Annotated in this window: 10 protein-coding genes; 4 read left to right on the top strand and 6 right to left on the bottom strand. The window is 36.2% G+C overall.

Going from position 1 to position 13666, the window contains the following annotated elements:
• Position 1: 1 nt before the first annotated feature.
• Complete coding sequence (locus tag AC2A1D_RS11315) at positions 2-1369, bottom strand: c-type cytochrome (protein WP_484043747.1); 1368 nt, start codon at positions 1367-1369, stop codon at positions 2-4.
• A 185-nt stretch (positions 1370-1554) separates the two neighbouring features.
• On the opposite strand from AC2A1D_RS11315, the gene AC2A1D_RS11310 reads away from it, so the two are divergent.
• Positions 1555-2088: an SPOR domain-containing protein gene (locus tag AC2A1D_RS11310; protein WP_484043746.1), complete on the top strand. Its 534-nt coding sequence runs from the start codon at positions 1555-1557 to the stop codon at positions 2086-2088.
• 53 nt (positions 2089-2141) lie between these two features.
• On the opposite strand, the gene AC2A1D_RS11305 is transcribed toward AC2A1D_RS11310, so the two are convergent.
• The 5 genes from AC2A1D_RS11305 to AC2A1D_RS11285 all read right to left on the bottom strand — a co-directional run bounded on the left by AC2A1D_RS11305 (position 2142) and on the right by AC2A1D_RS11285 (position 9364).
• A complete protein-coding gene (locus tag AC2A1D_RS11305; RefSeq protein ID WP_484043745.1) occupies positions 2142-3413 on the bottom strand; it encodes a DUF6080 domain-containing protein in 1272 nt (423 codons plus the stop codon).
• Between the two features lie 68 nt (positions 3414-3481).
• Positions 3482-5026 (bottom strand): protein adenylyltransferase SelO, encoded by a 1545-nt coding sequence (locus AC2A1D_RS11300; protein WP_484043744.1) that lies wholly within the window; start codon positions 5024-5026, stop codon positions 3482-3484.
• A gap of 77 nt (positions 5027-5103) precedes the next feature.
• Positions 5104-7479 (bottom strand): penicillin-binding protein 1A, encoded by a 2376-nt coding sequence (locus AC2A1D_RS11295; RefSeq protein WP_484043743.1) that lies wholly within the window; start codon positions 7477-7479, stop codon positions 5104-5106.
• Between the two features lie 6 nt (positions 7480-7485).
• A complete protein-coding gene (locus tag AC2A1D_RS11290) occupies positions 7486-7947 on the bottom strand; it encodes a gliding motility lipoprotein GldH (RefSeq protein ID WP_484043742.1) in 462 nt (153 codons plus the stop codon).
• Positions 7940-9364, bottom strand: coding sequence for a PSP1 domain-containing protein (locus AC2A1D_RS11285; RefSeq protein WP_484043741.1), 1425 nt, complete (start codon positions 9362-9364; stop codon positions 7940-7942). The genes AC2A1D_RS11290 and AC2A1D_RS11285 overlap by 8 nt, the downstream gene beginning before the upstream one ends.
• Before the next feature lie 279 nt (positions 9365-9643).
• On the opposite strand from AC2A1D_RS11285, the gene AC2A1D_RS11280 reads away from it, so the two are divergent.
• The 3 genes from AC2A1D_RS11280 (at position 9644) to AC2A1D_RS11270 (ending at position 13449) form a co-directional block, all read left to right on the top strand.
• A complete protein-coding gene (locus AC2A1D_RS11280) occupies positions 9644-10879 on the top strand; it encodes an OmpP1/FadL family transporter (protein ID WP_484043740.1) in 1236 nt (411 codons plus the stop codon).
• A gap of 12 nt (positions 10880-10891) precedes the next feature.
• Positions 10892-12424, top strand: coding sequence for a G-D-S-L family lipolytic protein (locus tag AC2A1D_RS11275; RefSeq protein WP_484043739.1), 1533 nt, complete (start codon positions 10892-10894; stop codon positions 12422-12424).
• An 86-nt stretch (positions 12425-12510) separates the two neighbouring features.
• Positions 12511-13449 (top strand): ribose-phosphate pyrophosphokinase, encoded by a 939-nt coding sequence (locus tag AC2A1D_RS11270; RefSeq protein WP_484043738.1) that lies wholly within the window; start codon positions 12511-12513, stop codon positions 13447-13449.
• Positions 13450-13666: the final 217 nt, after the last annotated feature.

Here is a 13666-nt window from a genome sequence, read left to right as displayed (position 1 = left end):
ATTAATAATGACATTTACCACACTCAAGACCTCCAATTGCATCTACTGTGATCTTACCACCATCCTGAGGATATTGTTTTTTCAACTTGTCGTGTAGATTCTTGAAGTATTCTTTATTATAACCATTCGTCATATCGATTTCAGTAGTTCTGTGACATTCGATACACCATCCCATAGTGAAATCATTTGCCATTTGCACCACGTTCATCGTGTCAATTTTACCGTGACAAGCTTTACAAACTACGTCAATTTTGTTATCAGGATTCTTCTTGTTGAAAGAATTAATGATTGCTTTCTCACCTGCCACAACGTGTTGAGAGTGGTTGAAGTAAACGAAATCTGGCATGTTGTGAATCCTCGTCCATTCTACTGGCTGAGTTTTACCCGTGTATTGCTGTTTTGCAGGATCCCATCCTGTCGCAGCATAAATCTTTTGAATTTCTCCATCATAGAACGCCTTGTCTTTTCCTGGCTCCATATAATGCTCTGCATTGTACTCAGAGATTGTACGGTGACAGTTCATACAAACATTCATTGAAGGAATCTCAGAAACCTTACCATATTTTGCACTTGAGTGACAAAGTTGGCAATCGATTTTATTTTCTCCTGCGTGAATTTTGTGAGAGAAGTAGATTGGTTGTTCAGGCTTGTATCCTTTATAAACACCGATCCACATGATCCAGTTCCAAACACCATAAGCAGCAAGGATTGCAAGGATTGCAAGAAGCCCTTTACCTACCATTTGGTATTTAGCATAGATTTCGCTGAACGATTTTACTCTTTGCTCATTAAGACCTGATAATTCTTCAGACTGTCCTAATTTCACCAACTGTCTTAGTTTTAATAAAATCCAAACTAAAAGACCCGCGATAGCTAAAAGTGAAATGATCATAATGTTAGTAACCGTTTTGTCTTGAGGCGCAGCCGCAGCATCAGTTGCCGTTCCTCCCGCTTCCGACGTAGCAGTCTTCTTCGGCTCCTCTACAGGAGGATTAGTTGTGTAAGCTAAGATGTTGTCGATATCCGCATCCGAAAGATTTGGAAAGACCTGCATTTCAGTCTTATTAAATTTTTCAAAAACTTCATTGGCATACTTGTCACCAGAAGCTCTTAGCGCCTTGTTGTCTTTAATCCACTTATGAAGCCAATCTTTTTCTAGCCCCTGCTCAGACTTCAATCTTTCTACCACACCTTTCAGTGCCGGTCCCACTACCTGCTTGTCTAAAGCGTGACATGCTGTACAATTTGCTTTGAAAAGTGTCTCTCCTGCTTTAGGATCGCCGTCTTGCCCGTAAATTGAAGCACTTGTTGATAGCAACAAACCAATTGCAATCAACGTTTTTTTGTAATGCTTTCTCCAACTAATCATTTAAATTATCTTATGTTAGTAATTATTGAATATGTAATCAATTCCGCAAAAATAACATTTTTAAGAAGATTTTAACGAACACCGAAAAGGGTAAAATGTCATTTGTGTTTAATTTGTAACTATTCTAAATAACCATGTTTGGTATGTTTTTTATTATTTATAACTTTGCCGAAACAAGCTTTTAAATGAAAAAAATTATTGCGATATTTTCAATTTATGCTTTATGTAGCATTAATTACGTTGATGCACAGCAAGTTGTAAAAAGAGACACTATTTCCGGAACCGAGTTGGTTCTAACGATGGACGCTCGTGTGGAGGATGCCTTGAACGATCTTGAAGACCGTTGCGAGAAGAATGTCTACGGAAAATCTTATGGAAATACGAGTGAAGAAGTAAAAAAACCAGCAAAAATTCTTGTTCCAAGTCGTGAACTTACAAATGCTGAAATTTGCAAGAAAAACCCAAAGATTTTGGGTTATAAAATCTTGATTACTACTGTAAAGAGCAATGAAGAAGCCAACGAAGTAAAGATGTATTTCAGAAAAAGGTTCCCAAATCTAAAAGTGGAAACCGATGCTTCTCTAAGACCCAATTACAAGATTTTAGCCGGAAGTTATTTCTCTAAACAGAGTGCTGCGAGTGATTTGGCAAAGGTAAGAGAGTATTTTAAATCTGCCTCTTCTGTGCAATACAGAATTTTCTGTTCTGAAGCTAAATAAACTTTAATGTAAAAATATAAAAAACGTCCGCAAGTTGCGGACGTTTTTCTTTTCTAGTAATATGTATTAACAAAATCTAGAAACTCTGTCATTCGATAATAATTATTTATCCCCAAATAAACCGTCATCACAAGTAGCACCGCTGTAAAGAGTGACATCATATTTCGAGACTTGCGGTAAGCGTAAAAAAGCCAACCCAAAAGCAAAGGATAGACAAATACAAAATGACCCCCATAAATATAAGATGTATGCAAGCCAAATCTGAAAACACAATGTATTAAAATATCAACAACGAAAGAAAGCATCAGAATTTGTACTAATTTATTTCTAAAATTTTTAGCAAAACTCCAAAAAATTAAAACCACCAGTAAACCAATAAAAATATAAGGTACAAAAGAAGTGTAAACATCCATAAACAGAGCTTTATAATAAAACCCTTGCATATTATGTTTCTCTCTGATAAAAAAGCCAGGAAAAAGAATATTTCCACCGAAAAAGTAAGAATAAATCATATCCCAAACAGGAGTAGAATTTACATTAGAAAACTTTTCGTATTGCTCACCAGATTTGGACAGGATGTTTTCGTACTTGAAATTAATTCTATTCAAATATAAAAGAATAAAAATAATACAAGAAACCGAAACTCTAAGCGCAGCAAAACCAAAATTTTTCCAGCTTCGGAACAGGTTCTTTTCAAAAAGTACAGGGATAAAAACTTTAACAATATTCGTGACCGTTAACCCACCAATTAAACTTGAGCCCAGAACGAGCGATAGACCCGAAATTTTACCATTTTTCTTAAGCTTTACCGCAGAATAATAATTAAACGATGCAAGTAACAAAAGCGTGTAAGTATAGGTTTCTGGGGTAAAAGACAATAAAAGACAGGTAGAAAACAACCCAAAAAACAGCACTAAAATCAATCCTAAAAAAACAGGAAGACCTATAATATTTTTTAAATATTTATAAACCTGAACAATACTTAAACTTACTACAATATTACTTATCCAAACCAGGAAAAGCCGGAACTCCATCCCCATCTTATTATGAGTAAATAAAAATATAAACTCCCGGATCCAATTGAAAAAATACCATGAAAGCGGATGTCTTTCAAAGCTTCCACCCGTCATTACAATCGCTTTATTATCAAAGCTAAAGTATGCATCCCAAGGAATTCGGCTGTCGAAAACTATTTTATAATGTTGCGCCAGGAAAGTTCCAAAAATTCCGTAGCCAACTAGAAAAAAAATGAAAACTCCCAACTCTACCCATGTAGAAGGAAATATCATTTTAAAAAAATGAATAAATTTTGACTTCAAAGACATCAATTTAAATTTCTGCAAAAGTAAGTATTTACAAAACTCTTTTACGACGTCTTTGTTTTAAATTTAAATCAAGAGCTGCAAGAAAGCATAGAACACCCTGCAACACCATCAAAACCATCGGGTCTTTTTACGGAAAACTCAGGGAAAATTTCTTCATAAGGATTTTCTAAAGCCTTCAATAATTTGTTCAACATTTCATGATTTCCCACTTCCAATTCTTCAATACATTGATACAATAAATAGTTTCGCAAAATAAACTTTGCGTTGTTTTTTTGCATCAATTTCTTAGACTCTTCTTTAGATAAAACATTTTCGGAAAGCCTCGATTCGTAAGCTTCAACTAAATTTTTAAATTTAACTAATTCTGAAGCACTTAAAGGAGAATACGCTATTTTTTGAAGTTCAGAAATATCAATTTCATCCCCCTCAAATCTTTCTAAAAACTGAAAGAAAAGCGTGTAGTCTAAAGACAAATCTTGCATCACTGTTTGCCAATTCGTAAAGAAGTCGTCGTCTCCTTTTTTCAGCTCATCAAAACCAAATTTCGCACACAGCATTTCGTCGTGTTTTCGCCAAAAATAATCACCAAATTCGTTTAATGTTTTCTCTAAAAACTTCTCATCTTTAATGATAAGAAATAGCGAGTTTGCCAATTGCCAAAGATTCCATTGAGCAATCTGAGCTTGCTTTCCAAAAGCATATCTTCTTCCGGGCAAATCGGTTGTATTAGGCGTAAAATTAAGGTCATATTCATCCAACATAGAGTAAGGTCCGAAATCTATAGATAAGCCTAAAACTGACATATTATCGGTATTCATCACGCCGTGTACAAAACCTACACGATACCATTCTACCATCAAATCTGCGGTTCTTGTGCAAATCGCTTTGAAGAAGTCTTGATACTTTTCATCGCCTTCAGAAGAGATTTCAGAAAAATAATTTTCGATGGTAAAATCGACCAATTTCTTTAAAGTTTCAGTCTCTTTTTGAGCAGACAGCCATTCAAAATGACCAAAACGAAGAAAACTTTCTGCCGTTCTGATCACCACTGCTCCTTTTTCATATTGAGGATTTCCGCTATACATGATATCACGCAAAACATCTTCGCCTGTTAAAGCCAAACTCAACGCTCTTGTGGTAGGAACCCGAAGATGAAACATGGCTTCACTCATCAAATATTCTCTGACGGAAGACCGTAAAACAGCTCTTCCATCGGCATGTCTGGAATACGGTGTTGCACCCGCTCCTTTCCATTGGATTTCGTTCTTTTCGCCTTTATTATTGATGATTTCACCAGCAAAAATAGCACGACCATCGCCTAACTGACCTGCCCAATTTCCAAACTGATGACCTGCATAAGCGGTTGCGTAGGTTTTAATATTTTCAGGTAAATGATTGCCCACTAAAAAACCAACATCCTGTTTTTCATCAAAGCTTCCCAAACCAATTTCTTCAGCCAATTTATGATTAAAAATAAGCAATTCTGGATTTTCAAATTCTGAAGGATTTACTGTTGAAAACAAAACTTTTGGAGTTTGTCTTTGCATTGTATTTCCAGAAAAATCTCCCGGAAATATATTGGTAAAAGGTTGCTGTATTTTATGGAAATTCATATTTCAAAATTAACTAAAAAGTTGATAAAAAAAGACCTTCCGAAATGGAAGGCCTCTATCGTTATAGTTGAATATTTTTATTTATTGAAGTCTATTTCTTCAGAATTATTTAAATTCTCATTGATGTTTTCTTCTTTTTTACCCGGTGATTTTGGGTTATTTTCTACCGGTTTAGGATTTTTAATTTCATCTATTGTCTGCAAACCTCCTTCATCACCATAACCAGTGCTTAATCCTTTAAGATTGCTACAGCCATCTTTCCATTCTGAAGGTTTTACAAATTTATCGTCTGGCGAAATTTTCAATGATTTATCTGCCCAAACTTTCTTCATAAATATTGCCCAAATTGGTAGCGCCATTTTAGCTCCTTGTCCTTCCCCTGTTCCTAAGAAGTGAGTAGCTCTGTCTTCCCAGCCAACCCATGCTCCGGTTGCTAATTTAGGAACAATTCCCATAAACCAACCATCCGAGTTATTCTGTGTTGTTCCGGTTTTACCAGCGATTTCTACCGCTTTAGAAATACCTTTTCTTCCTAATTCTCCGCTTGCTGTACCAAATTCTGCAACCCCTTTCATCAATTCAATCATTGTGTATGCATAATTAGGGTTCATTACTTCTTTTGGCTCTGCATTAATTTCTTTAATTACTCTATTGTTGGCATCTTCAATCCTCCAGATCATCTCTGGCTTATTGTAGTTTCCATAGTTAGCAAAAGTACTGTAAGCACCAACCATTTCGTAAATCGTAATATCGGAAGAACCTAAAGCCATCGGCAAACTTGTAGAGATATCTTCAGTAACTCCTAAATCTCTTGCTGTTTGAATAACACTTTGTGTACCTACCATATCTGCAAGACGGAGCGCTACAGGGTTTTGAGAGTGCGCTAATGCATTTTTCAAAGTAAGCATTCCTCCTCTTCCAGGAACTCGATAGCTTCCTTTTACAAACGTTGCATTTGAAACGGTAGAGCAAGGCGTCATACCCAATTTCATAATAGCAGTAGCATATACAAAAGGTTTGAAGGTAGACCCTACCTGTCTTTTCCCCTGTTTAATGTGGTCATATTGGAAGTGTTGCCAATCAATCCCTCCAACCCAAGCTTTAATCTCACCTGTTCCTGGAACCATAGACATTAAACCTGCTTGAGCAACCTGCTTGTGCCATCTGATAGAATCCCAAGGAGACATTTCTACTTCTTCTTCACCATTCCAAGTAAATCTTGACATTTTGATTGGCTTGTGGAACTCCATCATGATAGAATCTTCTGGCATATTATCTGCCTTCATCAATTTATATCTTCCGGTTCTTCTCACCGCCTGCATCATTACATCATTTACCTGCTGATCATTTAGATAATAGAACGGTCTGTTTTTTCTTCTATTCTGCTCTGCATCAAATCTTTTTTGAAGATCTGTAAGATGTTCTTTAATTGATTCCTCTGCATATTTTTGCATTTTAGAATCTAGGGTAACATAAATTTTTAACCCGTCTTTGTAAAGATTAAGTCTTTTTCCTGTTTCCTTTTCGTAATCATCAAGATATTTATCAATTTCTTTTTTAAGATAAAACTTAAAGTATGCTGAATATCCTTCTGTAACATCTTTTATTGGATGGTAATCTACTACAACCGGTGCAGCTATTGCTTTTTGGTAAGTTGCATCATCAATATATCCGGTTTTCACCATTTGCTCAAGAACCACATTTCTTCTTTCCTTCGCTTTCTCAGGATGTCTGTACGGGTTATTTTTTCGAGGATTTTCTAGCATTGCAACAAAAGTTGCAGCTTCAGGAAGTGTAAGTTCAGAAGTTTTTTTGTTAAAATAAATCCTTGAAGCCATTTCCACACCATTCGCATTAAAAAGGAAATCAAACTTATTGAAATACAGTTCGATAATCTCCTGCTTCGTATATCTTTTTTCAAGACTTACAGCAACCACCCATTCCTTTAATTTCTGAAAACCTCTCTGAAACTTATTCTGAGAGGCGTTTCCTGTAAACAACAGCTTCGCCAACTGTTGCGTAATGGTAGAACCACCACCTCTTTTACCTCCATAAACTACGGCCCTTGCTACAGACTGTAAATCGATTCCTGAGTGCTCAGAAAAACGCTCGTCTTCTTTCGCTTGAAGCGCATAGATAAGGTAAGGAGGCAACTCTTGATACGTAATCGGCTGAGTTTTCTCTTTTTCGAATTTTCCTAAAGTAACTCCATCCGAAGAAATAATCTCTGAAGCCACAAAAATATCAGGGTTTTCAAGCTCTTTTACATCCGGCATTTCGCCCAAGAAACCTTGGGAAACTGCGAAAAATAAACCTGCAATTCCTAAAACCACAGCCAAGAAACCAATCCAGATGAATTTCACCCATCTTTTCCAGCCTGTATCTTTCTTTTTTTTAGGCGGAAGCGGAAATGTTTTCCCTTTGCTTCCGTTATTATTTTTATTTTCTTCCATGTATGTTTACGGTTTTGCCGTTTCTACTTTTACACCAAGATCTTCAACGCCAGCCAAATTATCATTTCGCATTGCCTGTTTTACGCTGATTTCGTATTTCCCGTTTTTAGGAAATCTATAATTTACTTTATACAAGAACAAAGTCTCCTTTGTATCACCAAAACCTGTTCCTAACCACTCTCCATTAGGCTTTGCGAGAATGTAATTCAAGGTATCAGTTTCAGTTTTTTTAGTCTGAAGATCCTTAAAATCTACAATAAATCTAATATTGCTGTAAGGATAATCGTTATTATTTCTTACAACAAATATAATATTTTTAGGATTCTGGTTATCAGAAACATTCAGATTGTATTTCTGAGTGGTTTTTCTGTTCCATTTTCCGTTTACAGAATTCATAATCACCTCTTCAGAAGAAGAATTGCAGCTTATGAATAGGGCAAAAATTAATAATCCTAAAAAATTACGCATTATTGTTGTTGTCTTTTTTGGGAGGAAACTTCTTTTTAAAATTCTTTTTGTTCGGATTTTGCGGTTTCGGTTTCTCAGAGTTTGTAGAAGCTTCGGTTTTCTCAACCTTTTCTATTGGAGCTTTTGGCTGTTGGTTTTTCTGAGGTCGTTGCTGGTTTTGATTCTTGTTTTGAGGATTATTTTTCCCTGAGTTTCTTTCTTGGTTTCTCTCGGTATTTTTTTCTCCTTCAGGTCTTTCAGAACGATTTTTATTGCGCTGCCCGTTGTTGTTGTTGTTGTTGTTGTTGTTGTTGTTTTTATTCTGATTGCGATTTCTGTTGTTTCGGTTTTTCTTTTCGAAACGATCTACATTATTTTCCTGAATTAAATCCACCGTAGTTGTCGCAAAATCTGGCTGTTTTAGATCTTCAAGAGGTTCAATTTTTTCACCTCTTTTATTTTTACCAATCAGTTTTTTCACCAAATCGATATCGAAATCGTACCAAGCCATCGAATTATCTACATAGGCAAACCACATTTTTTTCTTGAAGACGTCAATCTTAATACAAAAAGCTTTTCCTTTTTCTGTATCTAAAGTTGTTGAAGAAGATGGAAAATGACTTAAAGCATCAAGGTAACTATCCAATTCATAATTCAAGCAACATTTAAGTTTGCCACATTGTCCTGCCAATTTCTGAGGATTGATACTAAGCTGCTGATAACGAGCGACATTAGTATTTACAGACCTAAAATCTGTAAGCCAAGTCGAACAGCACAATTCTCTTCCGCACGATCCAATACCTCCAACTTTTGCAGCTTCCTGGCGGAAGCCGATTTGTTTCATATCGATTTTGGTGCGGAAAGCAGCTGCATATTCCTTAATGAGCTGTCTAAAATCTACACGGCTGTCTGCTGTGTAATAAAAAGTAACCTTAGAAGCATCACCTTGGTATTCTACGTCGGTAATTTTCATCTCCAAGCCAAGTTTGTGAGAGATTTTCCTAGCTTCTACTTTTACAGTTTCTTCTTTATTTCTGGCTTCTTGCCATACTTCAAGATCCTTTTGGTTGGCTTGTCTGTATATTTTAAGAGCAACTTCCTCAGAAGCTTTCTTCTTCTTCATTTGAATCTTTACCAGTTCTCCGGTGAGACTTACTACACCTACATCATGTCCGGGACTTGATTCTACTGTTACTACGCTACCTATATGCAAGGGAAGGTTATTTACGTTTTTAAAAAACGCTTTCCTTTCATTTTTAAATCTAACTTCTACAAAGTCGCACCTCTCTGATGCGGGGTTTTGAATGTTAGATAGCCAGTCAAAAACACTTAATTTATAACTATTACCACAGGTATTTACATTTTCGCAGCCACTCGCGGTTTTTTTCGGTCCGCAAGAGTGGGTAGAATCGCCGGATGTTTTGCATCCACAACTCATATTTTATATAATTTTAATTTGCAAATTTATCGATTTTTATTTTTACGCAATTCCAAAAATAGCAATTATTATCTTACTGAATTGTTTAAGTTTAAACGCTTTTGACCATATTTTTATTTCTCCATGTTAAAATACTTGTAGCTAATCACTTATCAATAAAGATTTCAAACTGTTATTTTAAACATAATTTTCTTTAGCCTTATTGTTTAAATTTTGGCAATTTATTAACAAACGTTTGTAAAATAACTCTATATTTGGCTTAATAATATAATATGCCCTATGAAAAAAATATTAGTATCAACTGCTTTACTGGCGGGCGTTCTCTCATACGCAGGAGGCTTTAGAGTTTCTCTGCAAGGGGTGAAACAATTGGCCATGGCACATACAAGTGCACACACAGAAGATGCGAGTGTTGCATTCTTTAACCCTGCAGGAATGTCTTTCATTCCGTCAAAACTAAGTATTGTTGCAGGAGGCTTTGCTGCAAGTAACAAAATTACATTTCAAAATTTAAACACTTTACAAAGCACTTCTACCGACAACCCTACCGGAACTCCTATCTATGCTGCGATTGCTTACAAACCAATCGACAAACTATCGATAGGTTTCAGTTTTTCTACTCCTTTTGGTAGCACAATTCAGTATCCTTACGATTGGGAAGGCAAAGAGATCGTACAAAAATTAGAACTTAAGAGCTTCTATTTCCAACCGATGGTTTCTGTGAAAATGGCAGATTGGTTGGCCTTTGGTGCAAGTTATATCTACGCAACCGGGATTGTAAATTGGGATAAAGCTGTAACACAATTTGGTGGACAAGTAAATCTTAAAAGTGAAGATGCAACAGGACAAGGCTTTGGATTTGGTTTTTACTTCAAACCAGATAAAAACTTTGAAGCAAGTGTTGCTTACCGCTCACCCGTTGATATGAAAGCGAAAGATGCTACTGCAACATTCTCTTTCCCATCACAATCTGTTTACGGACTACTTGGTTTAGGTACAGACGGTATAGACAACTTCAATGCAACTCTACCTTTGGTTGAAGAATATACGATCGGTATGACTTATAAGGTAACTCCAAAATGGTTAATTTCAGCAGATTTCAACTATCACGGTTGGGAAAGATACAGCAAATTAACTCTTGATTTCGCTAAAGCTCCCGTTGGAAACCAGACCGACAATACTATTTTAGTCTCTCCTAAAAACTTTAGAAATACTAAAACATTCAGATTAGGAACTCAATACGCCTTCACTAACGCAATCTACGGAAGACTTGGAGGTTATTATGACGAATCTCCTTATACGGACGACAACTTTATCCCAGAAACACCTTCATTCAACACATTTGTTTTAACCGGAGGTTTAGGCTTTAAGCTTAATAAATTTGGGGTAGACGTGGCAGGAGGTTATGCTTTCCCACAAAGCAGAAGTGTAAACAACAGCTATCTTGGCTTTTATGGCCAAGCAAAAGCAAAAGCTTTCTATGGTGGATTAGGAGTATCATACAACCCTTTTTAATTTGATTATCACATGAAAAAAATAATAATATCTACTCTTGCTGTTTCCGCATTGTTCTTTACAACAAGCTGCGAAACAGATTTTGACACAGACGTGAACGACGTTGTTGTTTCTAGCGGTGAAGCAAATTTCTCGACATACGTAGCCTTAGGAAACTCACTTACATCGGGCTACAGAGATGGTGCTTTATATATCGATGGGCAAAACGAATCATATCCAAGCATGATTGCCGCACAAATGAAACTTGCAGGAGGAGGAGACTTCCTTCAGCCTTTAATGGCAGACAATAATGGCGGAATGGTTTTGGGAACTACTCAAATTTTAGCGACAAAGCTTTATATTAAATCGTTTGTAAACGGTTCGCCTGTTATTGAAACTGTTGCAGCAACACCTACAACCAGCGTTACAACAAAAGTTACGGGGAATTTGAATAACTTTGGAGTTCCTGGAGCTAAATCTTTCCACTTAATCACTCCTGGCTATGGAAATGCGGCGGGAATTCTTGCAGGGACTGCGAATCCTTATTATGTAAGATTCTCATCTAGCACAACTTCTACTGTTGCAGACGATGCTGCAAACAGAAACCCAACATTCTTCTCTTTATGGATAGGAAATAACGATGTTTTAAGCTACGCAACAACTGGTGGCTCGGGTGTAAACCAAGCAACAAATACAAATCCTGCAACGTATGGTTCTAATGATATTTCTAGCCCAACCGTTGTAGCAGCATCAATTCAATCTGTTTTAGAAAAATTAAAGGCAAAAGGAGCAACAAAAGGGGTAATTGCAAATATTCCTTACGTAACTTCAATTCCTTTCTTTACAACTGTTCCTTACAATCCGCTTACTCCTGCAGCTTTAGGATCAAACATTACCGCTTTGAACACAAGTCTTTATGGACCACTTAAACAGGCTCTAAATGCTTTTGGAGCAGGAGGCAGAATCAATTTACTTTCATCAACAGCTTCAAACCCTGTATTGATAAAAGATGCTTCTCTAACAGATCTTTCGGCTCAGCTTACGGCGGCTCTTACCCCTTCATTAGGACTTGCAACTGCAACAGCTTTTGGGCAGATTTACGGACAAGCAAGACAAACAACTGCAGACGATTATATTCTTTTATCTACAAGATCAGTAATTGGAACCACTGTTACAGGCGCTCCTGCATCTGTAAATGTATATGGAATTTCTTATCCGCTTCAGAACCAACATATTTTAACAAAAATTGAGGCTGCCAACGTAAAAACTGCAACGGACGCTTACAATGCTTCAATTAAAACACTGGCAGGAACATACGGCTTAGCTTTTGTTGACGCAAATGCTAAAATGGTGGAACTTAACGGTGCTTCAGGTATTATTTGGGATGGTGTAAAATACAATGCTAAATTCATCACCGGAGGAACATTCTCTTTAGATGGTGTGCATCTTACCGGAAGAGGATATGCTGTTGTTGCAAACGAATTTATTAAAGCAATCAATCTAAAGTATAATTCTACTTTACCACAGGTTGATCCAAGTAAATATTCTGGTGTAAAATTCCCTTAAAACCAGCAAATTAAAAACTTTATAAAGCCACAAGAGATTTTCTTGTGGTTTTTTTTTACTTTTGCAAAATCTATAAAAATGTAAAAATGGCCGATCAGTTAAGTTATCTGTTTTCAACAAGAACGAGTAAGGATCTTGCAGAAAAAATTGCTCTTCATTATGGGCAAGAATTAGGAAAAATCGTTATTCAAGAATTTAGCGATGGTGAATTTGAACCTGTTTTAGACGAATCGGTAAGAGGAGGAAGAGTATTTTTAATTGGCTCTACATTTCCACCAGCAGACAATCTATTAGAATTACTTTTAATGATTGATGCCGCAAAAAGAGCTTCAGCTAAAAATATTACAGTAGTACTTCCTTACTTCGGGCTTGCAAGACAAGACAGAAAAGACAAGCCAAGAGCACCTATTGGTGCAAAATTGGTAGCAAACCTTTTAACTGCAGCCGGAGCAACAAGAATCATGACTATGGATCTTCACGCAGATCAAATCCAAGGATTCTTTGAAATTCCTGTAGATCATTTGTACGCTTCTTCTATTTTCGTAGAATACGTACAATCTCTAAACCTTGAAAATCTTACGATTGCATCTCCAGATATGGGAGGAGCAAAAAGAGCGAAAAACTACGCAGGTCATTTAGGCGCAGACGTTGTAATCGCTTACAAAGAGAGAAAAAAGGCAAACGTTGTAGAAGAGATGTTCCTAATTGGTGATGTTGTTGGCAAAAATGTTATTCTTATCGATGATATGATTGATACAGCTGGAACTCTTTGCAAAGCAGCAGATATTTTGATGGAAAAAGGAGCAAAATCTGTAAGAGCAATGGCTACACATGGTGTTCTTTCAGGAAAAGCTTATGAAAACATCGAAAAATCTCAATTATTGGAGGTTATTGTAACAGATTCAATCCCTGTGAAAACAGATTTATCTTCAAAAATTAAAGTATTATCTTGTGCACCATTATTTGCAGACGTAATGAAGATGGTTCATGAGCACCAATCTATTAGCAGCAAATTTATTATCTAAGCAAATCGCCTACTTAAAATACAGTCTTTCTTTTTCTTACTTTAAACATTACAATTTTTTCTAAATTTTGTTGGTTTAAAAAAGAAAAAGAAAGATTTTTTATTTTCAAGGCCAAAAAAAAGCAAAAATAAACTGAGAGAGCGATTATCTTGAAAGCATTAGAGTCAGTATTTTCTTCTTTTTTAAAAACCATCTCTTTCGAATTTCTTTTAATGAC

It is taken from the genome of Chryseobacterium sp. HNCC26DJ239 (assembly GCF_057180445.1).
Note: the sequence above shows the minus strand (reverse complement) of the source record. Positions and strands in the feature narration are given on the sequence as shown.

What these genes read in the sequence shown, in the direction of transcription:
- AC2A1D_RS11275 (WP_484043739.1), top strand. Translation starts at nt 10,892, where the DNA reads ATGAAAAAAATAATAATATCTACTCTTGCTGTTTCCGCATTGTTCTTT.
- AC2A1D_RS11270 (WP_484043738.1), top strand. Translation starts at nt 12,511, where the DNA reads ATGGCCGATCAGTTAAGTTATCTGTTTTCAACAAGAACGAGTAAGGAT.
- AC2A1D_RS11300 (WP_484043744.1), bottom strand. Translation starts at nt 5,026, where the DNA reads ATGAATTTCCATAAAATACAGCAACCTTTTACCAATATATTTCCGGGA.
- AC2A1D_RS11305 (WP_484043745.1), bottom strand. Translation starts at nt 3,413, where the DNA reads ATGTCTTTGAAGTCAAAATTTATTCATTTTTTTAAAATGATATTTCCT.
- AC2A1D_RS11290 (WP_484043742.1), bottom strand. Translation starts at nt 7,947, where the DNA reads ATGCGTAATTTTTTAGGATTATTAATTTTTGCCCTATTCATAAGCTGC.
- AC2A1D_RS11310 (WP_484043746.1), top strand. Translation starts at nt 1,555, where the DNA reads ATGAAAAAAATTATTGCGATATTTTCAATTTATGCTTTATGTAGCATT.
- AC2A1D_RS11285 (WP_484043741.1), bottom strand. Translation starts at nt 9,364, where the DNA reads ATGAGTTGTGGATGCAAAACATCCGGCGATTCTACCCACTCTTGCGGA.
- AC2A1D_RS11280 (WP_484043740.1), top strand. Translation starts at nt 9,644, where the DNA reads ATGAAAAAAATATTAGTATCAACTGCTTTACTGGCGGGCGTTCTCTCA.
- AC2A1D_RS11315 (WP_484043747.1), bottom strand. Translation starts at nt 1,369, where the DNA reads ATGATTAGTTGGAGAAAGCATTACAAAAAAACGTTGATTGCAATTGGT.
- AC2A1D_RS11295 (WP_484043743.1), bottom strand. Translation starts at nt 7,479, where the DNA reads ATGGAAGAAAATAAAAATAATAACGGAAGCAAAGGGAAAACATTTCCG.